This window comes from Parasphingorhabdus sp. JC815 (assembly GCF_040717415.1).
Classification (GTDB): domain Bacteria; phylum Pseudomonadota; class Alphaproteobacteria; order Sphingomonadales; family Sphingomonadaceae; genus Parasphingorhabdus.
In genome coordinates, this window is record NZ_JBFEFM010000001.1 from 439,896 (window position 1) to 465,319 (window position 25,424).

25 protein-coding genes and 1 tRNA gene are annotated in these 25,424 nt (G+C 49.3%); 19 read left to right on the top strand and 7 right to left on the bottom strand.

The annotated features are described in order from the left end of the window. The first annotated feature begins 142 nt into the window (after nt 1-142). Nucleotides 143-1,243 (top strand): ATP-dependent 6-phosphofructokinase, encoded by a 1,101-nt coding sequence (locus AB1K62_RS02135; RefSeq protein WP_367000861.1) that lies wholly within the window; start codon nt 143-145, stop codon nt 1,241-1,243. A gap of 19 nt (nt 1,244-1,262) precedes the next feature. On the opposite strand, the gene radC is transcribed toward AB1K62_RS02135, so the two are convergent. Beyond that, the gene (gene radC / locus AB1K62_RS02140; protein WP_367000863.1) at nt 1,263-1,979 is read right to left on the bottom strand and encodes a DNA repair protein RadC; all 717 of its coding nucleotides are present in this window, start codon (nt 1,977-1,979) and stop codon (nt 1,263-1,265) included. 169 nt (nt 1,980-2,148) lie between these two features. On the opposite strand from radC, the gene AB1K62_RS02145 reads away from it, so the two are divergent. From AB1K62_RS02145 to AB1K62_RS02210, 14 genes are all read left to right on the top strand, one after another. Then, nucleotides 2,149-5,334: a YdbH domain-containing protein gene (locus AB1K62_RS02145; RefSeq protein WP_367000864.1), complete on the top strand. Its 3,186-nt coding sequence runs from the start codon at nt 2,149-2,151 to the stop codon at nt 5,332-5,334. Between the two features lie 46 nt (nt 5,335-5,380). Further along, nucleotides 5,381-5,578 (top strand): YnbE family lipoprotein, encoded by a 198-nt coding sequence (locus AB1K62_RS02150; protein WP_367002023.1) that lies wholly within the window; start codon nt 5,381-5,383, stop codon nt 5,576-5,578. Continuing rightward, a complete protein-coding gene (locus AB1K62_RS02155) occupies nt 5,578-5,973 on the top strand; it encodes a YdbL family protein (RefSeq protein ID WP_367000866.1) in 396 nt (131 codons plus the stop codon). Before AB1K62_RS02150 ends, AB1K62_RS02155 begins: the two co-directional genes overlap by 1 nt. A 253-nt stretch (nt 5,974-6,226) precedes the next feature. Beyond that, a complete protein-coding gene (locus AB1K62_RS02160) occupies nt 6,227-6,523 on the top strand; it encodes an AtpZ/AtpI family protein (protein ID WP_367000867.1) in 297 nt (98 codons plus the stop codon). Between the two features lie 35 nt (nt 6,524-6,558). Beyond that, entirely contained in the window at nt 6,559-7,341 is a 783-nt protein-coding gene (locus AB1K62_RS02165) for a F0F1 ATP synthase subunit A (RefSeq protein ID WP_367000869.1), read from the top strand. 53 nt (nt 7,342-7,394) lie between these two features. After that, nucleotides 7,395-7,622, top strand: a complete 228-nt coding sequence (locus tag AB1K62_RS02170; protein ID WP_332042585.1) for a F0F1 ATP synthase subunit C — start codon at nt 7,395-7,397, stop codon at nt 7,620-7,622. 72 nt (nt 7,623-7,694) lie between these two features. Continuing rightward, nucleotides 7,695-8,189 (top strand): ATPase, encoded by a 495-nt coding sequence (locus AB1K62_RS02175; protein ID WP_367000871.1) that lies wholly within the window; start codon nt 7,695-7,697, stop codon nt 8,187-8,189. Beyond that, nucleotides 8,182-8,835: a F0F1 ATP synthase subunit B gene (locus AB1K62_RS02180; protein WP_367000873.1), complete on the top strand. Its 654-nt coding sequence runs from the start codon at nt 8,182-8,184 to the stop codon at nt 8,833-8,835. Before AB1K62_RS02175 ends, AB1K62_RS02180 begins: the two co-directional genes overlap by 8 nt. A gap of 95 nt (nt 8,836-8,930) precedes the next feature. Then, a complete protein-coding gene (uvrC, locus tag AB1K62_RS02185; protein ID WP_367000875.1) occupies nt 8,931-10,847 on the top strand; it encodes an excinuclease ABC subunit UvrC in 1,917 nt (638 codons plus the stop codon). Beyond that, the gene (recO, locus tag AB1K62_RS02190; protein ID WP_367000877.1) at nt 10,840-11,574 is read left to right on the top strand and encodes a DNA repair protein RecO; all 735 of its coding nucleotides are present in this window, start codon (nt 10,840-10,842) and stop codon (nt 11,572-11,574) included. Before uvrC ends, recO begins: the two co-directional genes overlap by 8 nt. Nucleotides 11,575-11,642: 68 nt before the next feature. Then, complete coding sequence (gene leuB / locus AB1K62_RS02195) at nt 11,643-12,704, top strand: 3-isopropylmalate dehydrogenase (protein ID WP_367000879.1); 1,062 nt, start codon at nt 11,643-11,645, stop codon at nt 12,702-12,704. A 10-nt stretch (nt 12,705-12,714) separates the two neighbouring features. Next, entirely contained in the window at nt 12,715-13,923 is a 1,209-nt protein-coding gene (locus AB1K62_RS02200) for an aminotransferase class I/II-fold pyridoxal phosphate-dependent enzyme (protein WP_367000881.1), read from the top strand. Nucleotides 13,924-13,941: 18 nt separating this feature from the next. Next, nucleotides 13,942-14,340: a Co2+/Mg2+ efflux protein ApaG gene (gene apaG, locus AB1K62_RS02205; protein WP_367002024.1), complete on the top strand. Its 399-nt coding sequence runs from the start codon at nt 13,942-13,944 to the stop codon at nt 14,338-14,340. Next, nucleotides 14,337-15,131: a LysR family transcriptional regulator gene (locus AB1K62_RS02210; protein ID WP_367000882.1), complete on the top strand. Its 795-nt coding sequence runs from the start codon at nt 14,337-14,339 to the stop codon at nt 15,129-15,131. Before apaG ends, AB1K62_RS02210 begins: the two co-directional genes overlap by 4 nt. Before the next feature lie 63 nt (nt 15,132-15,194). Here the strand turns inward: AB1K62_RS02210 and parE are convergent, their stop codons facing one another. Continuing rightward, nucleotides 15,195-17,183, bottom strand: a complete 1,989-nt coding sequence (gene parE / locus AB1K62_RS02215) for a DNA topoisomerase IV subunit B (protein WP_367000884.1) — start codon at nt 17,181-17,183, stop codon at nt 15,195-15,197. Nucleotides 17,184-17,274: 91 nt separating this feature from the next. Beyond that, complete coding sequence (locus AB1K62_RS02220) at nt 17,275-17,949, bottom strand: GcrA family cell cycle regulator (protein ID WP_367000886.1); 675 nt, start codon at nt 17,947-17,949, stop codon at nt 17,275-17,277. A 158-nt stretch (nt 17,950-18,107) separates the two neighbouring features. On the opposite strand from AB1K62_RS02220, the gene AB1K62_RS02225 reads away from it, so the two are divergent. Continuing rightward, the gene (locus tag AB1K62_RS02225) at nt 18,108-18,965 is read left to right on the top strand and encodes an ABC transporter permease (RefSeq protein ID WP_367000887.1); all 858 of its coding nucleotides are present in this window, start codon (nt 18,108-18,110) and stop codon (nt 18,963-18,965) included. A gap of 32 nt (nt 18,966-18,997) precedes the next feature. Here the strand turns inward: AB1K62_RS02225 and hspQ are convergent, their stop codons facing one another. Beyond that, nucleotides 18,998-19,378, bottom strand: coding sequence for a heat shock protein HspQ (gene hspQ / locus AB1K62_RS02230; protein ID WP_367000889.1), 381 nt, complete (start codon nt 19,376-19,378; stop codon nt 18,998-19,000). A gap of 172 nt (nt 19,379-19,550) precedes the next feature. Between hspQ and AB1K62_RS02235 the strand changes: the two genes are divergently transcribed. Next, nucleotides 19,551-19,640: transfer RNA gene (locus AB1K62_RS02235), tRNA-Ser, on the top strand. 32 nt (nt 19,641-19,672) lie between these two features. Here the strand turns inward: AB1K62_RS02235 and AB1K62_RS02240 are convergent. From AB1K62_RS02240 to rnk, 3 genes are all read right to left on the bottom strand, one after another. Beyond that, nucleotides 19,673-21,385 (bottom strand): BCCT family transporter, encoded by a 1,713-nt coding sequence (locus AB1K62_RS02240; RefSeq protein ID WP_367000891.1) that lies wholly within the window; start codon nt 21,383-21,385, stop codon nt 19,673-19,675. A gap of 229 nt (nt 21,386-21,614) precedes the next feature. Beyond that, complete coding sequence (locus AB1K62_RS02245) at nt 21,615-23,171, bottom strand: FMN-binding glutamate synthase family protein (protein WP_367002025.1); 1,557 nt, start codon at nt 23,169-23,171, stop codon at nt 21,615-21,617. A 168-nt stretch (nt 23,172-23,339) separates the two neighbouring features. After that, nucleotides 23,340-23,750 (bottom strand): nucleoside diphosphate kinase regulator, encoded by a 411-nt coding sequence (gene rnk / locus AB1K62_RS02250; protein ID WP_367000893.1) that lies wholly within the window; start codon nt 23,748-23,750, stop codon nt 23,340-23,342. Nucleotides 23,751-24,730: 980 nt separating this feature from the next. Between rnk and AB1K62_RS02255 the strand changes: the two genes are divergently transcribed. Together AB1K62_RS02255 and AB1K62_RS02260 are read left to right on the top strand one after the other, a co-directional pair. Beyond that, the gene (locus AB1K62_RS02255; protein WP_367000895.1) at nt 24,731-24,895 is read left to right on the top strand and encodes a hypothetical protein; all 165 of its coding nucleotides are present in this window, start codon (nt 24,731-24,733) and stop codon (nt 24,893-24,895) included. Nucleotides 24,896-24,976: 81 nt separating this feature from the next. Continuing rightward, a complete protein-coding gene (locus AB1K62_RS02260) occupies nt 24,977-25,414 on the top strand; it encodes a host attachment protein (protein ID WP_367000897.1) in 438 nt (145 codons plus the stop codon). Nucleotides 25,415-25,424 lie beyond the last annotated feature (10 nt).

Consider the following 25,424-nt stretch of genomic DNA (forward strand, 5'->3'; position numbering starts at 1 on the left):
TTAAGAAATTTCCGCCCCGCTAGCATCATGTTGAAGAGTCGGCAATCTGGGATATGGTGGCCTGAAATGATTAACCTGTGAATATGGTCCAGAGAATACTGGTGCGTTGGATAGCATTGCGCCTAGAATTAAGGAGAATGACATGCGTCTGGCAATTTTAACCGGCGGCGGCGACGTGCCCGGACTTAACCCGTGTATCCGTTCAATCACTATGTCTGCCATGCAGCGCGGCTGGGATGTCATAGGATTACGGCGGGGCTGGGAAGGGGTACTGGAAATGGACCCGACGGACCCTCGGTCGCTGGAAAATGGTACAATAGTACTAGACAGAAATAGCGTGAGAGGAATCGATCGGCAAGGAGGGACTATATTACACAGCTCCCGCAATGATCCCCGAACAACGGATGAAGGAGATCAAACGCAAAAAATATTAGACATATTGGATGCATTACAGATTGATGCGCTGATCACCATGGGGGGAGACGGCACGCTGCGCTATTCTGCGTATCTTGCGAGCCTTGGCCGCAATGTTATTTCCATACCGAAAACGATGGACAATGATGTTTATGGTACCGATTATTGCATTGGCTTTTCTACTGCTGTCACTCGCTCTGTTGAAGCTATAAACGCATTGCGCACCACGGTGGCCAGCCATGAACGAATTGCGGTGATAGAGCTTTTCGGCCGGCGGTCGGGCGAAACCGCTTTGCTTTCCGGCTTTCTGTCTCAGGCGGACCGGACGGTCATAGCCGAAGTTCCAGCGGACATTGACAGGTTATTGCCGCTTTTACTGGATGATAAAGCCAACAATCCGGAAAGCTATGCCATTTGCATAGTATCGGAAGGGGCTAAATTAGCGGGAGGAGAGATTTATGATAGCGAGATCAGCAAATCCAATACCAATCGCGTAGGTGTAAATATCGGCACGCAGTTGGCGCGAGAAATTGAAGCGCGTTCTCCAGAGCGTACGATTGTGCAGGAACTGGCCTATCTGATGCGTGCTGGGGAGCCGGACGCTATGGACCGCATGGTCGGTTTCGCGTTTGGCGCGCTTGCGGTACAATTGATCGAAGAGAGGCGTACATCCAACATGGTATGTCTTAACGACGGCAATTACGGCGTAGTGCCGATCAGTACCTTGTTGGAAGGGACCAAGGGTGTGAATGTGTCCGGGCTTTATGATGCCCGGCAATATCGCGCAAACCTTATGCAGATAGAAGGCATGCCGATGTTTCTTTACTGAGCAGATATATTTTCGGTTCTTAAATCAGTCCCTTTGACCGAAAGGATGTGTGGCCGTCTTTACCGATAATGATATGGTCGTGGACAGCAATGCCCAGTTTTCTTCCCGCATCGCATATATCCTTGGTAATTTTTATATCCTGACGGCTGGGCGTGGAATCGCCGCTGGGGTGGTTGTGGACCAATATGATCGCAGCGGATCCGAGTTCCAGCGCGCGTTTTATAACCTCACGGGTATAGATTGCCGCCTGATCGATAGATCCTTCACTCACCAGTTCATCACGGATTAGCTGATTCTTGCTGCTCAGGTGCAGCACCCGTATCCGTTCGTTGACCAGATGGGCCATGTCGGCGCGCAGATAGTCGAGCAGTGCCTGCCAGCTGGTCAAAACCGGATTTTCGCGTACTGGCTCCGAGAGAAGACGAAGAGCCGCAGCTTGAACAATTTTAATTGCAGCGGCGCTCGTTTCTCCCATTCCTGGAAATTTTCTGATCGATTCTCCATCGGCGGTAAGCAGCGCAGATAATCCGCCAAAATTATCGAGCAGTTCTTTTGCTAACGGTTTCGTGTCTCGCCGCGGTATGGCCAGCGCCAGCAGATATTCGATCAGTTCGTGGTCCAGCAGAGCATCTCCCCCACTATGAAGCAACCGTGAGCGTAACCGGGCACGATGGCCTTTTCCGTGATGCTCCTGAGATAAACTTCCGGGGCGAGGTACATTGTCAAAGTCTGCCATGTCCGATTCATAACCTGTTTATTGGGGAATGGGACGAGAAAGCATCTTATTGCAGAAGAATGGCCGAAAATGTCCAAACATCCATGGCAGTAATCAATTAATGAAAAAACTGGCCATCACACGCAGTTGTACATTGCAACTTAAGCGAGAGTTGGGCAATCCATAGCAGATGGAGGATGCGCCGGAACCACATTATCAGCCGAGCCGATCGCGGTTGCGGATATTCGCTTATCTGCTCTTGTTCCTGTTGTTTGCCGGTTTCATTGTCTTGTGGTTTAGCCGCGTTACCGTAGCTGATAATTTTATACGTTCCGAACTCGTTAAGCGGGATGTTCCAGCCAGCTACGAAATCGTGGATATTGGCCTGCGCAAACAGATTATTCGCAATGTGGTGATCGGCGACCCCAAAGCACCCGATTTAACCGCTGATCTGGTTGAGATCGGTAATAGTCTGGGCACGAACGGAGCCGGTATTGACTGGGTGCGCGCGAAAGGCGTGAAGGCTTTTGGCCGATTAAAAGACGGAAAACTCTCCCTCGGTGCGCTTGATAAATTTTCTGACCCGGACGATGACAGCCCATTAGCATTGCCGAATATAACTTTGGTAGTTGAAAAGGCGCAGTTGCGGATCGACAGTGATTATGGCGCAATCGGGCTTTCCCTTAATGGTAGCGGTAATTTGCATGACGGTTTCTCCGGAGAACTGGCAGCTCTGGGCAAAATGCTCACTCTGGGCGGATGCGCTATGACTGACCCCAGCTATTTTGGTGAAATATCAATTAACGACCGCAAACCTTCTTTTGATGGTCCACTGCGCTTGCCAGCGGTCGAATGTCCTGACATGGCACTCTTTGCACAGGATATGGGGATCCAGCTTTCGATTGAACTGGGACAGGATTTTTCAAGTTGGTCCGGTGGTGCAGGTGTGAACGGTGGTCCGCTGCGTTATTCCGAATATGGCGCAAAAACCATCGGAGCTAAAATTGTCATTTCCGGCAACCTGACACACACCAGCGGCAATATCGAACTTACGAGCGGTGGGGTGAATTCTCCTTATGGTAGTGCCGATACCGGTCGAGTTAGTGGTCCGTTTCATATTGGTTATGGTGATAATCCGGTAATCGCCCGTTTTGCGGGACAGCCGGAAATCCGGTCGGCTAAAATCTCTGATTCATTGTTGCGAAAAACCACAGCGTTGATGACTTCGACGAATGGAACACCTGTGGAGCCAATCGCCCGAAAACTTGCGGGCGCCGTGCGTGTAGCGGGGCGCGCTTTCGACCTTAGTGGCGACTTACGTTTTGATATGGGGGCATCTGGAACCAAATTGACGATTAATGGCATGCGAGCGCGGTCACGTTCTGGAGCCGAGGTGATGCTCGATGATCCTCTATTCCTTACATTTACTGATAATGACGTGAAGATGCTGGCCGAAGGCAACCTTATGCTACAGGGTGGCGGGTTTCCGAACGTGCGTATTGATCTGGACGACGGCAGCCTGTCCCGCGGTTTCTATGGCAATGTCCGGATGGCGGCCTATCAAGCAGAGACGGCAAGCCTGAACATTCCGAATCTGACTTTTACTCCAGCGGTAGGTGGCGGCACAAACTTTGATGGGCGTATGATTATTTCCGGCCCCTTGGCTGATGGCCAGATTACCGGGCTGCAAGTGCCAGTTAATGGTTATATTGGAGAAAGTGGCGGTTTTACCCTGTTTCGCAAATGTGTAGACCTTCAATTTGCCAGTCTGCGGCTTGCCACATTTGTTGCTGGCCCTACCCGTACACGGCTGTGTCCGTCCGGACGTAGCGCGATTATAGCCAGCAATGGGGCTGGCGTTAATATCACCGCTTATGCGCCGTCCTTTGATCTGGTTGGCAGGCTTGGTGGAACACCATTGGTGCTTTCCAGTCAGAAACTTGGCTTTTCGATGAAGAATGGAGTTTCGGCGCACGATGTTTCTGTGCGATTGGGATCAGGTGAAAGCGTGACCCGGTTTGATATGGCTCGGATTAACGCCGTTTTTGGCAAGGTGACTAACGGCAAAATCATAGGTGCTGAAGGAAAAATCGCTAATGTACCACTGCTTATGGATAGCGTTGAAGGGGATTGGCGCTATCTGGATGGTATTTTTTCAGCAAACGCAAAATTACGCGTCCGTGACGAGAAGCAGGTCGAGCGTTTTCGCCCACTCATTAGCCGTAATGTTCAGGTAAAATTTGCCGATGGGCAAATATCTGTTGATGGATTGTTACGAGAGCCGGTAACCGACCAGCGAGTGGCGACTGTCGATGTTATGCACAAATTCGGTGCTGGCACAGGCGAAGCTGTAATTGATGTTGCAGGATTGACGTTTAACAAAAATTTGCAGCCGGAGCTGCTAACGCCGTTAACGCTGGGCGTTATTGCAAATGTTGAGGGCGCAGTGACCGGGAAGGGCATTATTCGTTGGGACACAGGTGAAGATGGTGTGAGCAGTAGCGGTAGTTTCCGGACTGATTCGATGAATCTGGCAGCGGCATTTGGCCCGGTAACCGGATTATCGGGCGAGATATCATTCACGGACCTGCTTAACCTTGAAACCGGACCGGGGCAATATGTACAGATGGAAGAGGTTAATCCCGGCGTTGCTGCGTTTAACGGGCAATTATTTTATCGTCTGTTGCCCGGTTATAAAATGCAGATTGAGGGCGGCCAGTGGCCGTTTGCTGGCGGAGTTCTCTATTTAGAGCCAACAATATTGGATTTGAGCGAAGAAGCACAAAGGCGGCTTGAATTTACTGTGGTCGGCGTTGATGCGGCCCAGTTCCTGACCCAGTTTGATTTTGAGAATTTGAACGCGACAGGAATATTTGACGGAAAGTTGCCGATGGTTTTTGATCAGGATGGTGGCCGGATTACCGGTGGTTATCTGATAGCGCGAAAAGGCGGTGGCTCGCTGGCCTATGTCGGTGAACTAACATATGAAGATATGGGAACTTTTGCTAACTTTGCATTTAATGCATTGAAATCTTTAAAATATGAGCAGTTAACTATTGGCATGAACGGTGCGCTTGACGGGGAAATTATTACCGAAGTAAAATTTTCCGGGCTGCAGCAGGGCGAGGGGGCAAGCAAGAATTTCGTGACGAAGCAACTCGCGAAAATCCCGTTGGAGTTTAACGTCCGTATTAAGGCACCTTTCATGCAATTATTGAGCAGCGCAAAAGCCTTTTATGAGCCGGAATTGCTGGTGGGCCAGAATCTTCCGGCATTGCTGAGGGCGCAAGAGGAGCGGGCCAAGGCAGCCGAAAAAGTTTTAAAAAATCCAAGTGAACAATCCGTTCAGCCAGAGGAAAGCGATAATGGTTCATAAAATAAGCCAATTGACGGAACGCATAGGAACTGCGATTCGGGCAATTATGAAATGGATAGATGCAGGCGGTTTGGTATCGGTTTTCTCGTTGGGTTTATGTGCTGCTTTAGCAGGATGTGTGCAGGTTTCTGCGCCTGACAAGCCGATCGTGATCAACCTGAATATCAATATTAAGCAAGAGGTCGTTTATCGACTGGATGGCGATGCAAAAGATTTGATTAACAGTGAAGCGGAGATTTTCTGATGTTTGAGTTTATACGGAAAAATAAAGCGGTCGCCATAGTTGGTGGATTAGCTTTGACCGCCATAGTCACGGCACCGGTTATGGCACAGCGCGACCCTGCTTATGCTGCAGCTAGGGCTTCGGGTGTGATAGGTGAAAAGCCGGATGGGTTTTTGGGCTATGTGACTTCACCGTCTGCCTCTGTCAAAGCGATGGTCGAGGATTTGAACATCAAACGCAAAGCAGCTTATACCCGTAAAGCGCAGGAAACCAATTCGACGGTGGAGCAATTTGCATTTACCTCTGGCTGCAACTTGATAATGCGAACTACTGCGGGTGAGAAATATCAAGCACCGGATGGCAGTTGGCAGACCAGAACAGAGGCTGCGCCAATCCGTGATTCGCGTTGCCCATAAGATTGTTTTTAATAATTTTTAACGATTGGGCGCGCCGGGAATGTCGGCGCGCCCTTTTTATTTCAGATCACTGATATTTCATTGAATTTTCTGCGGTGCAGCATGGCTGTTGACTTGGCGCATCCGCTTTTCTAAACGGGCGCGGTTAGCGGGGCTACTCGCTGTCGTGGGTAGAGCCAAGTTAATCAGCTTTTTGGCTGATTTTCGTTAGTTTTTCAAAGAATCACGACAGAGATTGGGCCCGGTAATTCTGATGGACGATGATGCTAAGATAGAAGCGCTGAAAAAGCGGATCGATCAGGCTCAGTCGGAAGAAGCAGCCAGATCAGGCAAAACCCAAAAAGGGGTCGATGATAATTATCGGCTTGGAAACAGGGTTTTGGCAGATTTGATTGCAGGTATAGGTGGCGGTGCGTTGGTCGGCTGGGTGCTTGATCATTTCATCGGAACCTCTCCTTGGCTCCTTCTGATTTTCCTGTTTCTGGGGATCATCGTTGCATTCAGGAATATTATTAAACTCTCAAACGAGAGCGCAAAAAAAAATAAATGATTTTGCGCACCGTTTGAATAACAGGGGTCCATTGCGTGGCGGCTGAAGACGGTAAAATTGATCCAATGTACCAATTTGAGGTGCAGACGATTTTTGAAGGCTTTTCATTAGGTGGGCAGCAGATTTCTCTGACCAATAGTGCTGTCTGGATGGGCTTTGCGGTTGTCGCATTGTTCATTTTTATGCGCGGCGGGATGAAGCGGGAGCTTGTTCCTGGTCGCTGGCAGATGATGGTTGAGGGATTCACCGGCTTTGTCGACAATATGATCAATGCCAATATTGGTCCGGGCGGCAAGAAATACGCGCCTTATGTGTTTTCGTTGTTCATGTTTATATTATTCTCCAACGTGCTAGGCCTACTTCCGGTTGGTGTATTGGGATTGCATCCCTTCACGGTAACCAGCCATCTAACAGTGACCGGTGTGCTCGCAATTATCAGCTTCTCCATTGTGCTTCTGGTAGGTTTTGCTAAGCATAAGCTTCGTTTTTTCACATTATTCGTTCCTCACGGAACGCCACTGCCAATGATCCCGTTCATCTTTATTGTGGAATTGCTGTCCTTTCTGGTCAGGCCGTTTAGTCTCGCGCTGCGTTTGTTTGTTGCGATGACAGCGGGACATATCCTGTTAAAGGTTCTCGCGGGTTTTGTGATCAATAGTGCCAATGCCGGTGCAGGTTTCGGGGTATTCGTTGGAATACCAAGCTTTACGCTGATGATCGGTATCAGCGCACTCGAATTGCTGGTGGCGGTTGTGCAGGCTTATGTCTTTGCACTGCTGACATCGCTTTATATCAACGATGCAGTTAATTTGCATTGATTTGAATTAAGACTGAATTTTCCAAACGATATTTTTGAACAGGAGTAATTATCATGGACGCAGAAGCAGCAAAATTATTGGGTGCAGGCATGGCAGCTATTGGTGCCGGTGTAGCCGCCGTGGGTGTGGGTAACGTATTCGGAAGCTTCCTCGAAAGCGCGTTGCGTAATCCTTCAGCAGCAGATGGCCAGCAAGGCCGTTTGTTCATCGGCTTTGCCGCAGCTGAGCTATTGGGTCTGCTGGCATTCGTTGTCGCAATGATCCTGATCTTCGTTGCCTAATAAATGATATGAAATGTGCGGAGCGGCAGTGATGCCGTTCCGCTGTTTCAAAATATTGGAGCCTATGGTTCAATGCCTCAAATAGATCAAATCGCAGCAACCTATGCGTCCCAGATTTTCTGGCTTTTGCTGACTTTCGGGTTCACATTTTTTGTCATCGGTTTAGGTATGTTCCCGAAAATCCAGGGCACAGTAGATGCCAGGGATAAACGGATTGCCGACGATCTGGAAGCAGCTCGTGCAGCCAATGTGGCGGCTGATGAGCTGGAAGAAAGCTATCGCGTCAAAATGGAAAAAGACCGTAGCGAAGCGCAGTCAGTGGTAGAAGCAAGCCGGGTGAGCGCGAATGCCGCTGCGGAAAAGCGTAAAAACAAGGCCAATGCAGATATTGCCAAGAAAATAGCGGCAGCAGAGGCAGATATTAAAGCACGTGCTGAAGAGGCGCGTAAAGAAATTGAAGGCGTTTCTGCTGAACTTGCCCAGGATATGGTTGCCAAACTTTCTGGTGCGAAAGTGACCAAAGCGGCAGCATTAAAAGAAACAAAGGCGGCGTTGAACCATGGCTAATCAACTAGATCAGCAAGCAGTCTTATCTGGCGAAGGGGCGGACACGTCCCAGTCTGTACAGGATCGTCTGGACTCTCCCTTGGATAATGAGGGCTTGCCGGTAACGGGACTTGAAGCACTGGAATCCGGATCGACCGAAGCGCATGTTACGCCGACGGTATTTGGTCTGGACGCGACTGTGTTTGTTTCATTGTCAATGCTAGTAGTTGTTGCGATTGTTCTTTGGAAGAAAGTTCCAGCCGCGATTGGCGGAGCACTCGACAAGCAAATTGCCGGTATTCGCGAACAGTTGGATGAAGCGAAAAAGCTTCGTGAAGAATCTGAAGAGATTCGTGCAAAATATGAGTCCCGTTTGCGCGCAGCCGACGATGAGGCTGCTGAAATTTTGGCACAGGCTGAACGAGAGGCAGAACTGGTGGTTGCGGACGCCAAAAAAGCAACAACTGACTTGATTGCGCGCCGCAAGAATATGGCAGAAGATAAAATTGCTGCTGCTGAGCGTTCGGCAATCGCTGAAGTGCGTGCTCAGGCCGCTGGAGCCGCTACAATTGCTGCACGCAATTTGATCGCTGCCAAACATGATGCGGCTGCGGACAAAGCTATGATCGACAAAACGATCAGCGATCTGGGTTCAAAACTTAATTAGGATCAAAATAAGGATCTTGCTAAGGATCCTTATTTCTGAACCTTCGGTAATTATAGGTGCTGGTATTCATCGGTGCCGGTGCTTAGATATAGACTATGCCCGGCCCGCAATCTCCTGACCGTTTTAACGAAGAAAAAGCAACTTATACCCTTCGTGGTAGTGAAACCCCCGACCTTGAAACGGGTATGGCGGCCATACGTGAAACGCTGAACACGCTATCTAAGCGTCCCGGCGTTTACCGGATGCAGGATAGTCGCGGCGATGTTCTATATGTAGGCAAAGCCCGCTCGCTGAAAAACCGTGTTGGATCCTACGTCCAGATAAACCGTCTACCACATCGGTTGCTGCGGATGGTTGCTCAAACCCGGTCGATGACGATTGTAACGACGGGAAGCGAAGCGGAAGCATTGCTGCTTGAAGCCCAGCTTATCAAAAAATTTCGTCCGGCTTATAATGTGTTGCTGCGCGATGATAAAAGTTTCCCCTTTATATTATTGCGTGAAGATCATGATTTTCCACGTATCCAGAAGCACCGAGGAGTTCAAAAGGCAAAGGGCAAGTATTTCGGCCCGTTTGCCAGTGGTGGATCTGTCAATCAAACGCTCAACGCGTTGCAAAAGCTATTCCTGCTTCGCTCATGCACGGACAGTTATTTCAACAACCGATCGCGGCCTTGCCTTTTATACCAGATTAAACGGTGCTCGGCGCCTTGTGTGGGACGGATCAGCAAAGAGGAATATGCTGAACTGGTTAAAGATTCGCGCGATTTCCTCTCCGGAAGATCTACTGATGTGCAGCAAAAGCTGGGTGCTCAAATGGAGAAAGCGGCAGATAAGCTGGATTTTGAAATGGCGGCACTTTACCGAGACCGTCTGAAAGCACTGACCTTCATTCAGGGACGTCAGGCAGTAAATGCCGCCGGATTGCCTGATGCCGATATATTCGGCTTGGCGTCAAAAGGCTCGACTGTTTGTATACAAGCGTTTTTTATACGCGGAGGACAAAATTGGGGGCACCGCAGTTTTTTCCCAGCTCACACGACGAACGTCGAGATTGAAGAGGTCTTTTCAAGCTTTTTGATGCAATTTTATGACCGGATGCCGCCGCCAAAACTGGTGTTGGTCGATCGTGATTTGCCGGATGCAGAATTGCTGTCCGAGGCTTTGGGGACGCGGGCCAATTATAAAGTCAGCGTGTCGAAACCACAACGCGGAGATCGTCTGAAACTGCTTAAGCAGGCCAGTCGTAACGCAGAAGAGGCTCTTGACCGGCGTTTGGCGGAATCTTCAACTCAGGCCAAAATCATGAATGAAATGGTTGAATTGCTAGAACTTGATGGTGTGCCGGACCGTATAGAGGTCTACGATAACAGCCATATTCAGGGCACTAACATGGTCGGTGGCATGGTTGTCGCAGGGCCGGAGGGCTTTCGTAAAAACGCATATCGCAAATTTAATATCAAAAATCCCGATACAAAACCCGGCGATGATTTTGCCATGATGCGTGAAGTGCTGGAGCGGCGCTTTGCCCGGGCCCAAAAAGAAGACCCGGCTAGAGAGCAAGGAGAGTGGCCTGACCTGGTGTTAATTGACGGCGGCAAGGGACAGATGAGCGCGGCTAAGAATGCGCTTGCAAAAATCGGTGTCGAGGATGTTAATCTGATCGGTGTTTCCAAAGGGCCTGATCGTAATGCCGGGCGAGAGACATTCCATTTCATGGATGGTCGCGTGCTCAATCTACCAATCAACAGCCCTGTGTTATTCTATCTCCAAAGGCTACGCGACGAAGCGCATAGATATGCAATTGGTGCCCATCGACAAAAAAGAAGCAAGGCAATGGGTGTAACTCCGCTCGATGAAGTACCGGGCATTGGTCCCGCGCGGAAGAAAGCCTTGTTACTCCATTTTGGAACGTCGCGAGCAGTGAAAAATGCGTCGCTGGAGGACTTGCAAGACGCACCGGGAATATCTGCTGCGGTTGCACAAAAAGTTTACGACTATTTCCATGACTAATTTAAGCACCACTGCGATCATCTGTTCGGTGCGCGGGCATGGTGAACATGGTGCTGTTGTGCGAGCGTTGACGCCGGAAAACGGCTTGATGGCAGGTTATGTACGCGGTGCGCGATCGCGAATGATGCGACCAGTGCTAATTCCGTCCAATCTCGTACAGGCTGATTATCGCGCACGGACGAAAGATCAACTCGCTTCTATGGCGGCGGAATTGCTGCATAGCCATGGTCCTTTTTTGAGCGAGCCTCTTGCTAGTGCCGCCCTGGAATGGGCCACTGCATTAACCGCCGCGGTTTTGCCGGAGGAATATAGCTACCCGCGCATATATGTGGCTTTATCGGCTTTGCTCGATGCGATTTGCGCCGCTCCATCGGCCAAGGGCTGGACTGTAGCGCTGGTGCGTTACGAACTGCTGCTGTTATCGGAATTAGGCTTTGGATTGTCGCTAGACAAATGCATAGTCACGGGAGCTACAGACGATCTGCTTTATATAAGCCCCAAGAGCGCAGCGGCGGTAAGCAACGGGGCAGGTAGGGCATATGCGGACAAGCTTCTTCCTTTACCACCTTTTCTGAAAGACACAGCTATTCCGGAATGGAATGATATTTTTGACGGCTTGAAAGTTACTGGATTTTTCCTCAAGCGCCATTTTTTTGATGATCGCCGTATTGATGTGATGGCTGCGCGGACGGTTTTGGTGGATCGACTAAAAAGGGTGGTTGCGTAATCCCGCGCATCGCGGCAGGGAGTGGCGGAAAGTTACCAAAACTCTATCAAAAGCTCTGGGGAAAATTTATGCATATTGCGGTGCTAGCAGGCGATGGTATTGGCCAAGAAATTATGACCGAAGCGTTGCGCGTCTTGGAGGTATTGAGTTTACCTGATTTGCGTTTAGACCATGCTTATGTCGGCGGCGCTGCATATAAAAAACATGGCCATCCCTTACCGCCCGAGACTCTGGAACTGGTCAAGGTTGCGGACGCCGTTTTATTTGGAGCAGTCGGAGACCCTGATTGTGACAATCTTGAGCGCCATCTTCGTCCGGAACAAGCGGTGCTTGGGTTGCGCAGGGAAATGCAGACATTCGCCAATTTACGGCCTGCCAAAGCCTTTGCTGGTCTTGAAAAACTTTCCGCTCTCAAGCCAGATATCGCAGGTGCGATTGATCTTTTGATTTTGCGTGAGCTGACCGGCGACATTTATTTTGGTGAGAAAGGCCAAAGAACTACAGATGGCGGACTGCGTGAGGGCTATGATGTCATGGCTTATAATGAAGAAGAAATTTCTCGCATCGCCCATGTCGCGTTCAAGGCTGCACAGGGACGGCGGAAGAAATTATGCTCGGTGGACAAGGCCAATGTATTGCAAACATCGGTATTGTGGCGAGAAGTCGTGACCGAGGTGGCAGCCGATTATCCGGATGTCGAATTGAGCCACATGTATGTCGACAATGCCGCCATGCAGCTTGTGCGTAACCCCGGGCAGTTTGATGTGGTACTGACCGGAAATATTTTCGGGGATATTCTCTCCGATCAGGCCAGTATGTGCGTCGGGTCTATAGGTTTGCTTGCTTCTGCATCTCTGGGGACCGGAACAAAGGGACTATATGAACCGATTCACGGGAGCGCGCCTGATATTGCAGGACAGGGAGTTGCTAATCCCTTGGCCATGATATTGTCTGCAGCCATGATGCTGCGTCACAGCTTCAACATGGAAGCCGAAGCGCTACGCATAGAACAGGCTGTTGCGGAAGTATTGCATCAAGGAATATTAGGATATGATCTAGGCGGCAGCGCATCGACCCGAGAAATTGGGGATGCTGTAGTCGCTCAGCTTGCTAGCCAAGGTACAGTTTAGGAGCGTTCAGATGAAGAGAGATACCGGCCAAAATCGCGACGTCACCAAAAACTGGCGCCCGGCGACCAAGGCGATTCGTAGCGGAACAAGGCGCACTGAATTCGGAGAAACGTCAGAGGCGTTGTTTATGACCTCCGGCTATACTTATGATTGCGCCCAAGATGCCGCTGCGCGGTTCAATGGTGAGCAGACAGGCATGACATATAGCAGGCTGCAAAATCCAACAGTGCAGATGCTGGAAGAACGAATTGCGATGATGGAAGGTGCAGAAGCATGCCGAGCAATGGCATCGGGTATGGCAGCCATGACAGCTTCTTTATTGTGCCAGTTAGAGGCGGGGGACCATGTTGTGGCCAGCCGCGCATTATTTGGTTCGTGCCGCTGGTTGACTGATAGCCTATTGCCGAAGTTCGGAATTGAGACAACGGTAATTGATGGCCGGGAACTGGATAATTGGGAACGGGCTATCACACCGAAAACCAAAGTATTTTTCTTTGAAACCCCGGCTAATCCTACCATGGATATTATTGATCTGCGTGCGGTTTGTGAGTTGGCGCGTGCCAAGGGTATTACCAGCATTGTCGACAATGCTTTTGCAACCAGCGTTCTTCAACGACCGCTAGAGTTTGGCGCGGATGTTATCGCTTATAGCGCAACTAAAATGATGGACGGGCAGGGTCGTGTCATGGCTGGAGCTGTGTGCGGGTCTGAAGAGTTTATCGAAACAACCCTTCTGTCTTTTACCCGCAACACTGGACCGACCTTAAGTGCGTTTAATGCCTGGGTCGTCTTGAAGGGACTCGAGACTCTCGATCTACGAATTCGCAAACAGAGTGAAAGCGCACTCGAAATCGGCAGATTTTTAGAGCAACGGGTAGAGAAAATATTGTTGCCCGGCCTTCCCAGTCACCCTCAACATGACCTTGCAATGAGCCAGATGGAAGCAGCGGGACCGATATTCTCCTTATATGTGGGCGGTGGACGTAAAGAAGCACATGCCTTTCTTAACGCATTGAAAGTTATAGATATTTCGAACAATATTGGTGATACCCGTTCGCTTATGTGCCACCCGTCATCCACGACGCATCATGGGCTAGGTGAAGAGTCACGATTGGAAATCGGGATTAGTGAAGATATGCTCCGGATCAGTGTCGGACTGGAAGATCCTGCCGACCTTATTGAAGATTTGGATCAGGCTCTTTCGTCTATCGGTCTTTAACGCTATCATGGGGTCATGATGCAGGCATTTTTTCCGTTCTCAGAAACGACGAGTGGCGTGACGGTCCGCTCGTCTGTTACATTTTTGCCGGAGCAATCCGACATTGATGGCCTTCGCTGGTTCTGGGCCTATCATATCCGGATCGAGAATGAGCGGGATAGCGCCGTGCAATTGATGACCCGCCATTGGCGAATTACTGATGCGCGCGGTGAGTTGCACAAGGTTGATGGTGATGGTGTCATTGGAGAACAGCCGATTATTCAACCGGGTAAATCGCATGATTATGTATCCGGATGTCCGCTCAATACGCCTAGCGGAGAGATGGCGGGCCATTTTCTATTTGTCGGCGTTGAGCCAAACGCATTTGAGGTCAAAATTCCAACTTTTCCTTTAACAGCACCAACTGTCAAACAATGAAACGCACCCATTTACCGCTTAACGGGCTACGTGTGCTCGACGCTGCTGCTCGCCACCTCAGCTTTACGCGGGCGGCGGATGAACTGGCGGTTACGCCTGCTGCTGTCGGGCAACAGATTAGAGCATTGGAAGATATGCTTGGCGTTGTGATGTTCCGGCGTACGCCAAAAGGATTAGAACTGACCGACGAAGCCGCAGCCGGTCTGGATGCCCTGCGTTCGGGATTTCTGGAATTTGAAGATGCGGTGCGCGCTATGCAGGCAGGGCAATCCTCACACAAGCTGACCATTGCGGCACCCCGCGATTTGACCGCAAAATGGCTTAATGCGAAACTGGCAAAATATTCCCAAGAGAATAAGGATGTTAGTTTTGCTTTGGTTGCATCCGAAGATGGAGCAGATTTTACCGAGGCTAATCTTGATGTCGCGATTGGATTGACAGACGGTCCGGGCGACCATGAAGGCGTTATTCTGGGCGATACGATGTTCCTCAAAGTCACCGCACCTGGCGGCAAGCCGGGGCAGAAAATTGACTGGCCTGGCTGTCCGATTTCCGAAGGCGAAGAAACGTTGATGCGGGTTGCCGATGGCGGTCTTGCCATTGAGGCAGCTGCCAATGGCTTTGGCCATGCCTGGGTTCCCAAAATGCTGGTGCAACAAGATTTGCAAGATGGGCGAGTCGAGGCAATCGGAGAAGATAGTAAATCATCACGCGGCTATTGGCTCGTCGCGCCGCTTCCGCAGTGGCGTCAGAAAAAGGTCAGGGCACTTGTAGCCGCACTCACAGACTGAAATTCTGTTGGTTGATGCCAAATCACCTGGATTACTCAATGATGTGATTTGCAGTTCAATATATCAGGCATCAATCGACTCTTCATCAAGACTTGCTGCATTTTGCTGAATAAAGTTGAATCGGTGTTCCGGATTTTTACCCATTAGACGGTCTACAAGATCCTTGACCACTGCACGGTTTTCATATTCTTGTGGTAGTGTGACACGGTATAAGGACCGTGTTTCCGGGTCCATCGTGGTTTCCTTCAATTGCTTGGGGTTCATTTCACCCAGACCCTTGAAGCGGCTGACTTCGACTTTTTTACCTTTGAACGGGCCATTTTCAATTTTTGCGCGAGCCTCATCATCCTGTGCATAGAGGCTTTTGCCACCAGCAGTCAGACGGTATAGTGGCGGGCGAGCCAGAAAAAGATGACCCCGGCGGACAAGCTCGGGCATTTCCTGAAAGAAATAGGTCATCAACAGCGTTGCGATATGAGCACCATCAACATCGGCGTCGGTCATGATAATCACGCGTTCATAGCGTAAATTGTCTGGATCACAGTCTTTGCGAATGCCGCAACCTAAAGCAAGTGTAAGATCGGCAATCTCTGAATTGGCGAAAATCTTAGCACTATTAGCTGAGGCCACATTCAGGATTTTTCCACGTATAGGTAGAATCGCCTGCGTTTTGCGATTACGTGCCTGTTTGGCGGATCCGCCGGCACTGTCACCTTCGACGATAAACATTTCTGTGCCCGCTGGATCGTTGCCAGAACAATCCGTCAGCTTGCCGGGCAAACGGACTTTACGCCCACTGGTCGCTGTTTTGCGCTTTACTTCGCGCTCAGCTTTGCGTTTCAAGCGTTCGTCCATTCGCTCCATGACAAAGCCGAGTAAAGCCTTACCGCGGTCCATATTACTGGTTAGAAAATGGTCGAAATGATCCCGCACTGCGTTTTCGACATATTTGACGGCTTCCGGAGAAGTAAGACGGTCCTTGGTCTGGCTCTGAAACTGCGGATCACGGATAAAGACCGAGAGCATCATCTCTCCGCCCGAGATGATATCATCAGCAGTTAATTGCGAAGCTTTTTTCATCTGAACAAGCTCACCAAAAGCACGTAAGCCTTTTACCAATGCGTTCCGCAAACCCGTTTCATGGGTGCCGCCATTGGGTGTAGGGATTGTGTTGCAGTACCAGCTGTAGCTGCCGTCGGTCCATATCGGCCAAGTTATTGCCCATTCTACGCGACCGGCATTATCAGGAAAATCCTGATTACCGGCAAAAAAATCGGTCGTCACACATTCACGTCCACTCAACTGTTCGCGCAAATGGTCAGATAAACCGCCGGGGAACTGGAATACTGCTTCAGCAGGCACATCATCACTGGCTTGTTCCGGATCACATTTCCAGCGGATCTCAACACCAGCATAAAGATATGCTTTAGACCGTGCCATTTTGAATAAACGGGAGGGTCTAAATTTATTTCCATCACCAAATATTTCCGTATCTGGAACGAAAGAAATGCTTGTGCCGCGCCGGTTGGATGTACTGCCGACTTCTTCCAGTTTTGATACCGCTGTACCTTGAGCAAATGACTGGCGGTAAAGAGTTTTGTTACGTGCGACCTCCACGACTGTATTGGATGACAGGGCATTTACGACGGATACACCAACGCCGTGCAGGCCGCCCGATGTCGCATAGGCTTTGTCAGAAAACTTACCGCCGGAGTGCAAGGTCGTCATAATGACTTCAAGTGCCGATTTTCCCGGAAATTTGGGATGAGGGTCTACTGGAATTCCGCGACCATTATCCGTTACCGTCAGACGGTTTTGGTTATCAAGAGTGATCTCGATCCGGTCCGCGTGACCTGCCACGGCTTCGTCCATACTGTTATCGATGACTTCGGCAGCCAGATGATGAAGTGCACGTTCATCCACGCCGCCAATATACATTCCCGGGCGTTTGCGAACTGGTTCCAAGCCCTCCAACACCTCAATCGCTGAGGCATCATAGTCACCGGATTTCGAAACGGTCGGCGGATTAGCGCCAAAGAGATCATCAGACATAATGATCCTATAAGAGCGTGAGAGTCAGGCTGGCAAGGGGCTTGTTGAGCCTCTTGCCAAATGATTTGTAAAATGCGAACCGATGCCTGAACTAGCGGACTCTGGGGCCGCCAAAGGGTAAAGGTGGCGGAGCACGCCGTGCGCCGCGCGGTAATTGAGCCTGAAAAGCTCGGCCACAATGTTCTACACAATATGGAAAACCGGGGTTTACCTCTTCACCACAGAAATGAAAATCCGGCTCACCGGGGTGGTTCATCGGCCAGCGACAAATTTTATCGTTGAGGTCGAGTAAACTGGTTTTGTCAGCAATCTCCTCACTAGGTTTTGCGGGAACCAGGCGCCGTGGGGGAGCAGGTGGAATTGGAGCTTGCTGATCACCGGGACCTTGACGTAAAAAGCCTCCTGGACCAACGGAAACTATCTTCGGGCCATCGGGCTTTGGCATTTTTGACTGCTGTGCAGCATGGGTGCGAGCAGCAGGTGTTGGCGGTGGCATAGCCCGGCGCGCAACATGCTCTTCTTTTTGCTTCGGCTTTTTTGCCGCTTTTACGGGTGGTTTTTTCGGTTTCGCTGCCGGCTTTTCGCTTTTAGCGGTTTTTGCTTTAGCTTTTACGGGTGAGGGCCGTGATTTCAGTCCAAGGCGATGTGCTTTTCCGATAACCGCATTCCGGCTGACTCCACCCAATTCTTCAGCGATCTGGCTTGCGGTGAGGCCTTTTTCCCACATTTGTTTCAAATGATCGATACGTTCGTCGGTCCACGCCATGTAAAATCCTAACTATTCCAATACTAGACCCAATATAAGCCTCGTGGCTGCATAATCAATCATAGGAGACATCAACCGGGGTGATTTCGGCTGAAAAAATATAAGGCCTGATAATATGGGGTTGTGATTGCTAACAGGAGCCGATAGTCGAAATTACTATGTTAGACCAGCCCAAAAATAGCAATTCTGATCAATCCAATTTTGTTTCGCAAGCCTTTCAGGAACCGGGGGTATCGGTTATCCGGGGGGTTAATTGGAATGGTTTTCTAGCGCTATACTGGAAAGAGGTCCGCCGTTTTTTTAAAGTTCAGCTTCAAACGGTCTGGGCACCAGCAATCACTACTCTGTTATTTCTGGTCATTTTTACTGTTGCATTAGGCCGAGGCGATCGCAGCATATTGGGAGTGTCATTTGCGGATTTTATTGCACCCGGACTGATTTGCATGGGAATGCTACAGAATGCCTTTGCAAATAGTAGCTTTGCTCTCTTGGTTGGAAAAATTCAGGGCACGATTGTCGATTACCTCATGCCTCCTTTATCAGTTGGAGAGTTGCTCGCTGGGTTGGTCGCAGCAGCAATTACACGGGCGGCTCTAGTCGGCTTTGCAGTTTGGACCGCGATGGCTCTGTGGCCAGGGGTGAATGTTAGCGTCAATCACTGGTGGGCGGTTATCTGGTTCGGCTTTATGGGCTCGGCGATGCTGGCTCTACTAGGCGTGTTGACGTCAATATGGGCTGAGAAATTCGATCACTCTGCTGCCGTAACCAACTTTGTTGTAGCGCCTGCGGCATTATTATCAGGGACATTTTATTCGATCGACAGATTGGCTCCGATATTTCAGGTTATAAGCCACGCTAATCCATTCTTTTATGCAATTTCGGGCTTTCGCTACGGGTTTGTGGGTGAAGCTGACTCGCCCGTTTTGGTCGGCTCGCTTGTTCTATTGCTGATTAATATCGCTTTGACAGCATTATGTTATATTTTGCTGAAAAAAGGCTGGAAGATTAAGACGTAGATAGGAGAAATGGTCAGAAGTTTTTAAAAAACTTATTGCCGGTGAATACCGTGCAGCTGATATTTTCCGTCATCCATTGTTTTGAACATGCGCCTGACATCCGGATGCATCACTGGCTCGCCACTATCGTCCTCTAAAAGGTTTTGCTGACTAACATAGGCGGTATAACTACTATCTGCATTTTCGGCTAAGAGATGATAGAAAGGCTGGTCTTTTGAAGGCTGCATGTCTTTTGGTATGGAATCATACCATTCATCGCTGTTCGCAAAAACCGGATCAATATCGTAAATCACTCCGCGAAAATCGAACAGACGATGTTTTACCACATCACCAATCGTAAAATTGGCGTTTAATATAGGCGGCGTATTTTTAGGCAGCGGATTTACGCATACAGGATGTTGGGCTTGAACCATATTTTCAATTTAGTCACTTGCGTGTCAGATGCAAGGCTTCTGAAATAGTTTGTCAATGGGGATTTTGGTCGGTTTCTGACTTGGCAAACCAGAGTTCATAGGTTAGGTGCGCCGCAGATTCGACGCTTATGGCCTTCAAGGCCGTGGTTGCTCAGGCGGTTAGCCAAAGTGCGGAGAGGTGCCAGAGTGGTCGAATGGGGCGGTCTCGAAAACCGTTGTGGGCGCGAGCCTACCCAGGGTTCGAATCCCTGTCTCTCCGCCATAGCTCTTTAGTTATATCACTTTTTCGTAATTTTATCGTAATAAGTCTTGAGCTTCATGCGATGCTTCGCCCACTTCATCTGTTTCTACAGTTGTCCATACCCCATGTTTCTTACGAATAAGATCAAAGATGATGGCTTTAACAATAGAGATCGCCATTAAGGCTACAACGACAGAGAATGGTAATGCTCCAATTATCATAGTGATACGGATTGCTTCTATGCCGCCCAATATCAACATGCTGCCTACCACAAATGCAAGCGCCAAGCCCCAGAAAATAATATGATGCCGGTGTTCACTCTCGTCATCTTCACCGCCAGCGCCATTGATAGTGTTGACGATCAGGATTGCGCTATCTGTTGAGGTGATAAGATATGTGATCAGCAGAATAACGACTAAACATGACATGATCATGGCGATTGCTGGATCAAACATAAATGATAATGTTGCGTAAAGTTGATCGGAAATTCCGGTATTAAGTATCGCCCCTTGTGCCACACCGTTCAATTCAAATTCAATCGCAGTACCTCCGACTATAGCCATCCAGATAAAGCACATAACGGAAGGCACAAGAATCACACCCATCATATATTCGCGTACGGTCCGCCCTCGCGAAACGCGCGCAATGAACATCCCGACAAACGGAGAAAACGCAATCCACCAAGCCCAATAGAAAATAGTCCAATCAAGCTGCCAAGTGGCAAGCGCGTCGCCTATAGGAGTTCCATCTTGGCTCCATATGGAGATCGCAAGGCGCGGTAGGTTAAGGATATAATCATATAAGCCAACGAACAGCAGCTCAAATCCTAATAATCCTGAGCCGACAATCACAAAAACTGTCAATAGCAGCAAGGACAATGCGATATTCAGGTTGGAAAGCCACTTAATGCCGCGACCAACACCTGACAGAGCTGATAAGGTTGATGCCCCGACCAACAAGATCAGTGCGGTTATAATAGCAGATGCAGACGCTGTTCCTTCACTATTCATTAGCCAATCGCCAAAGCCGATTCTGTACAAACCTGCGATAAATTGTTCTACGCCGAGTCCCATGGTAACCGCCACTCCCAATATTGTTGCGACAACCGCAACAATATCGACCAAATGTCCTGCCGGACCAGACATGGATTTGCCAAACAAGGGAACCAAAGCTGAGCGGATAGTGAGCGGTAGATTACGCCGGTAGGCAACATATGCGACCGCCAGTCCGATTAAGGCATATGTCGCCCATGCAGAAAAGCCCCAATGTAGAAAAGTATAGATATAGGCTGGACGTACTGCTCCGGCTGTGGCGGATTCTACAGTCCCGCGAATTATATCAGGATTGTTACCAAAGTGCGCCAACGGTTCCGCCGTCGAATACGTCAGCATACCGATGCCAATACCCGCACCGAAAAGCATCGCACACCACGAGAAGCGTGAAAATTCCGGCTCCTCTCCAGGATTGCCAAGACGTAACGAGCCTGTTTTAGGAAAGATGGCCAGGATAAGAGCAACTAACATTAGGAAAGCGACGAGATAGACATACCAGCCTGAAAATTCGCGAATAATATTCGTGTTGGCTAGTTTCAATACCTGAAGAGCGTGTGTGGGGAACAGGATTGTCCATAGTATCAACAATGAGACAATGAGTTTGGAAGGTACCGTCACAATTGTGATAAAACCTTGGTAGAAGCCTGAATTTGAGGTTTTAATCGGTAAATCTATAATTGGCGGGGCGATTGGTTGGTTGGGAGTTTGACTCATACGGTACACATTGTTCCGATAGTTTGGAGTATAAGATATACCAATAACAGACAGCTTAAACCGTACTGCCAATGATCATTATGGATCGAATGGAGACTATAGTATAGGGTAAGTCTTGCGATATGCAAATATGGGACTGCCCCTGGGGCTAGCTAGGTCCGGCAGGAAATGCTTCGCACCGGATTATGCATAATTCGACAAATGCGTCACAACTTGGTTTCATCTACTTTTAATTATAACTGGTTTGCCTGATATCAGGGAGCGCGCGGAAGCTGTCGGCTCGTGCTGCGGCCCAGAAGCGGGAGTAGGGCGTGGCTTCGGGGGCTTCAATCAGGACATTTGCTTTGAGGAACGGATATATACCGTCAATCGAGCTGGATTTTACCGCATTAAGCCGTTCGTGCAGGTGATGTGGACGGATTTGTGCAGGGTTTTCCAGTCCCATGGACACGACAATATCGCGAAGTGCATTTGCTGTTTGTTTCTGGAAACGGAAAACCCGCTCTGCTTTGTCAGTCACGACCAGGCCGCGCTGTCTTGATGGGTCTTGGGTGGTAATGCCGGTAGGGCATTTATCCGTGTGGCATTGCAGTGATTGAACACAGCCCATTGCAAACATGAAACCGCGCGCCGCGTTGGACCAATCTGCCCCCAATGCCGCGTTCATGGCGAGACTGGCTCCGCTGATGACCTTGCCAGATGCAGCAAGACGGATATCACTACGTAAGCCAGATCCGATAAGCGCATTATTGACCAATATCAGGCCTTCTCTGAGCGGCATTCCAACCCGGTCAGACAATTCAACCGGGGCAGCGCCAGTGCCGCCTTCGCCGCCATCCACGACAATAAAGTCCACTTTTATCTCGGTTTCGATCATAGCCTTCATCAGCGCAAAAATTTCATGAGGCTGGCCGACGCATAATTTAATTCCAACTGGCTTTCCGCCCGATAAATCACGGAGTTGCTGTACAAAGTGCAGCAATTCTATCGGCGTTGTAAATGCGGTGTGCGCTGCGGGAGAAATGCAATCCACCCCTATTGGAATACCGCGCGTTGCAGCGATTTCCGCGTTGACCTTTGTGCCCGGTAGCATCCCGCCCTGACCAGGTTTTGCGCCTTGGCTAAGCTTGATTTCGATCATCTTTACCTGATCCAGCGTAGCGGTTTTCGCAAATTTCTCAGGGTCAAATTTGCCCTCATCATCGCGGCATCCAAAATAGGCACTACCGATCTCCCAAACGATATCGCCGCCGTGTTTCGCGTGATAAGGGCTGAAACCGCCTTCGCCCGTATCGTGATAAAATCCGCCCTTACGCGCACCAAGATTAAGCGTTTCGATGGCTTTTGCACTGAGCGAACCAAAGCTCATCGCAGAAATGTTCAAAATCGCTGCTGAATAGGGTTGTGTGCATTGCGGGCCGCCGACATTAATACGAAATTCACGTGGAGCACCTTCATTGGGATGGATTGAATGGCTCAGCCAGTCATATTCTTCGGAATAAACATTAAGTTCCGTGCCGAAGGGATGCGATGAAATGTCGTCTTTGGCGCGTGCATAGACCAGAGCGCGGTCATTATGATTAAACGGTCTGCCATCAAGGTCGCTTTCCACAATATAGGATCGCAGATAGGGCCGTAAATCTTCGAAAAACCACCGCATGTGGGCAATAACAGGATAGTTGCGACGCAGCGTGTGACTGGTTTGCAATATATCCCATAAGCCCACAAGCAGCAGCAATACAACCGGCCCCAACAACCAGATGAGCCACGGATGTTCCGGTAGCATAAAACCTAATATAATAGCTGCTACTACCAGCAGCATCGGAACAATAAATCTTACCATTTGCCTAGCCCCGTTCGGAGATTAATCAGCCAGGTCACTACATGCGACAAAGCGTTCGTCTATGACTATCTCACCCGGCATAGTAATTACAAATGTTTCTTTATTAGGTTATTATTCTTCTGGTGGTGTTACATTCACGATACGCAATAATCGCTCCGCTCCGCTGCGGTCGGGCCAAGTAATTGTTTCCCCGGCGACCATACCGATCAGGCCGGCTCCCATTGGCGTGAAAATGGATATACGGTCCTTTTCGATGTCCGCATTTTTGGGATATACCAGTTCGAGAACGCGTGTGGCACCGCTGCGCTCATCGACAAATTCGACCTTGCAGTTCATAGTCACTGTATGGGGTGGCATATCATCGGCAGGATGAAGCACTGCACGGTCCAGTTCTTCATAAAGCAGTTCCGCTACTTTGGGGTTGCGCGCTTCCATCGTCATGGCCAGTGCTTCTATTTCGTCACTTTCCTTGTCGATCATGTGTATGACGGGACGATCAGTGTTCTTTTTTGTATTTTCCATGTTGCTGGCTCTTTTAAGCTTGTGGGTAAGCCCCGCGAACCGCGTTGCTTGTTCCTAAATATCTATTTTGAATAACCCGGACCCCGTTTGCCGAAGCCGATAGCGCAAGTCCGGGTCAGCTTCCTGCGGCGAGCTGTCCCGATAAGTGGCGATATCGCCCAAGAGGAATGGTCATAAGCATAAAATGAACATGGTATTGGAACGACTATAAGTCAAACGGTTCTTACGATCGTTCCGTATCGCTGTTTTACAGTGTCGATACGCTGTGATCCAGAAGGTTGCAGCTCGACTTGATATAATCATAATGTGGAACCGCTAACCAGAACAGCACGCTTAGGTGTCCGGAACAAAAGCAGTTTCACTGCGCGGCTCCGGCCCATCTTGTTTAATATGATTGACACCCCATATACATAGTATGGTTATGAAAATAATATCTTTTTGGCTCAGTAGCAGGGAAAAACTGCCAACACTTTAGCCTCCCCCGACCGGGGGAATTATTCGTCCGGCATCGGGGGTATGCGTGCTAGAAATACATAGCACGTGACACTCATGGCAGGTTCAGCTTTTCAGTAGATCGCCTGCTAATTCTAAAAATTAACGTAGAAACAGGTGCATCAAAATGGTGCAGGGTTTTCTGCGGCTTATAGCGTGAGACAAAAAGGTTCAGTGAACACTGGCTACTGATTGTCGGCGCATGTTTACAAGGAAAAGAAAATGATATGGGAAAAAATGTTACAGGATATATCCTCCTCACGAACGCAGGCAGCTAGTGTTTTAATGCCGCAAACATCTCTGAGCGAAAATAAGCATAATGTTATCTTGGCAATGTTTGCTGCTGCAACGACGCTCTCCATAATTGTCTCGTTGCGTCTGATAATGACCATGTGATTATCATTGAAAACTCTAAGAGGAGGGGGATTACTTCCCTCCTCAGCTATATCTCTCACCATTAATAAATGCTCTTATTAAGGATCAAATATATGAAGGAAAATGACGTATATTCACTTGAAATAACCCATCCCGATTGGCTCTCGACAATGGACCGACAAGTCGCTGACTGGGAAAATGAAGGCGGGGCAGTACCGCTTCTCGCTGCAATACACATGCGGCCATCATCCAGTTATTTCGCTCAAACGACCGGCTAAGCACACCATCTAGGACAATTACTGGCCGTAAGGTTAATTCAGGATGCAGCAATCCTATAGATATCTAGATTGGAGAAGTTTATGCTTGTAGAAAATGGTAGTTTCATTCTTGCGCTGAACGGTGCCCGCATGGCACTGTACCAGAACCTTGGTAAAGCGCTTCACGTTGATCTCGAGCTGCTTGAGCAGGATCAGAATCTTGTTCCCGAAATGGCGGAATTGGGGCGGGATAGACCCGGACGCACATTTTATAGCAAGAGCAGCAAGCGTAGTGGCTATGAAGCCACGGATTTGCAAAGCCAGGAAGAAGAGCGGTTTATCAAACAGTCTATTAGCCGGCTAGAAGAGCTTGCGGTAAAGGCGCAAAAACCTGCAATTATTTTGGCACCGCCGGAAGCATTGGGCTTTGCGCGAAAATATTATAGCCCGGCGCTGAGAAAGTTGATTGATGAAGAGATTTACCGCGATTATGCAACAAAACCGGCGTCAGAAATTTCGGCTTTTCTTGCAGAATATTAAAGAAATGAAT

What these genes read in the sequence shown, in the direction of transcription:
- AB1K62_RS02210 (WP_367000882.1), top strand. Translation starts at nt 14,337, where the DNA reads ATGAAACGCACCCATTTACCGCTTAACGGGCTACGTGTGCTCGACGCT.
- AB1K62_RS02180 (WP_367000873.1), top strand. Translation starts at nt 8,182, where the DNA reads ATGGCTAATCAACTAGATCAGCAAGCAGTCTTATCTGGCGAAGGGGCG.
- AB1K62_RS02240 (WP_367000891.1), bottom strand. Translation starts at nt 21,385, where the DNA reads ATGAGTCAAACTCCCAACCAACCAATCGCCCCGCCAATTATAGATTTA.
- AB1K62_RS02155 (WP_367000866.1), top strand. Translation starts at nt 5,578, where the DNA reads ATGTTTGAGTTTATACGGAAAAATAAAGCGGTCGCCATAGTTGGTGGA.
- AB1K62_RS02200 (WP_367000881.1), top strand. Translation starts at nt 12,715, where the DNA reads ATGAAGAGAGATACCGGCCAAAATCGCGACGTCACCAAAAACTGGCGC.
- leuB (WP_367000879.1), top strand. Translation starts at nt 11,643, where the DNA reads ATGCATATTGCGGTGCTAGCAGGCGATGGTATTGGCCAAGAAATTATG.
- AB1K62_RS02160 (WP_367000867.1), top strand. Translation starts at nt 6,227, where the DNA reads ATGGACGATGATGCTAAGATAGAAGCGCTGAAAAAGCGGATCGATCAG.
- AB1K62_RS02170 (WP_332042585.1), top strand. Translation starts at nt 7,395, where the DNA reads ATGGACGCAGAAGCAGCAAAATTATTGGGTGCAGGCATGGCAGCTATT.
- AB1K62_RS02150 (WP_367002023.1), top strand. Translation starts at nt 5,381, where the DNA reads ATGAAATGGATAGATGCAGGCGGTTTGGTATCGGTTTTCTCGTTGGGT.
- rnk (WP_367000893.1), bottom strand. Translation starts at nt 23,750, where the DNA reads ATGGAAAATACAAAAAAGAACACTGATCGTCCCGTCATACACATGATC.
- AB1K62_RS02255 (WP_367000895.1), top strand. Translation starts at nt 24,731, where the DNA reads ATGAAGGAAAATGACGTATATTCACTTGAAATAACCCATCCCGATTGG.
- apaG (WP_367002024.1), top strand. Translation starts at nt 13,942, where the DNA reads ATGCAGGCATTTTTTCCGTTCTCAGAAACGACGAGTGGCGTGACGGTC.
- AB1K62_RS02145 (WP_367000864.1), top strand. Translation starts at nt 2,149, where the DNA reads ATGGAGGATGCGCCGGAACCACATTATCAGCCGAGCCGATCGCGGTTG.
- parE (WP_367000884.1), bottom strand. Translation starts at nt 17,183, where the DNA reads ATGTCTGATGATCTCTTTGGCGCTAATCCGCCGACCGTTTCGAAATCC.
- AB1K62_RS02135 (WP_367000861.1), top strand. Translation starts at nt 143, where the DNA reads ATGCGTCTGGCAATTTTAACCGGCGGCGGCGACGTGCCCGGACTTAAC.
- radC (WP_367000863.1), bottom strand. Translation starts at nt 1,979, where the DNA reads ATGGCAGACTTTGACAATGTACCTCGCCCCGGAAGTTTATCTCAGGAG.
- hspQ (WP_367000889.1), bottom strand. Translation starts at nt 19,378, where the DNA reads ATGGTTCAAGCCCAACATCCTGTATGCGTAAATCCGCTGCCTAAAAAT.
- uvrC (WP_367000875.1), top strand. Translation starts at nt 8,931, where the DNA reads ATGCCCGGCCCGCAATCTCCTGACCGTTTTAACGAAGAAAAAGCAACT.
- recO (WP_367000877.1), top strand. Translation starts at nt 10,840, where the DNA reads ATGACTAATTTAAGCACCACTGCGATCATCTGTTCGGTGCGCGGGCAT.
- AB1K62_RS02260 (WP_367000897.1), top strand. Translation starts at nt 24,977, where the DNA reads ATGCTTGTAGAAAATGGTAGTTTCATTCTTGCGCTGAACGGTGCCCGC.
- AB1K62_RS02220 (WP_367000886.1), bottom strand. Translation starts at nt 17,949, where the DNA reads ATGGCGTGGACCGACGAACGTATCGATCATTTGAAACAAATGTGGGAA.
- AB1K62_RS02175 (WP_367000871.1), top strand. Translation starts at nt 7,695, where the DNA reads ATGCCTCAAATAGATCAAATCGCAGCAACCTATGCGTCCCAGATTTTC.
- AB1K62_RS02245 (WP_367002025.1), bottom strand. Translation starts at nt 23,171, where the DNA reads ATGCTACCGGAACATCCGTGGCTCATCTGGTTGTTGGGGCCGGTTGTA.
- AB1K62_RS02225 (WP_367000887.1), top strand. Translation starts at nt 18,108, where the DNA reads ATGTTAGACCAGCCCAAAAATAGCAATTCTGATCAATCCAATTTTGTT.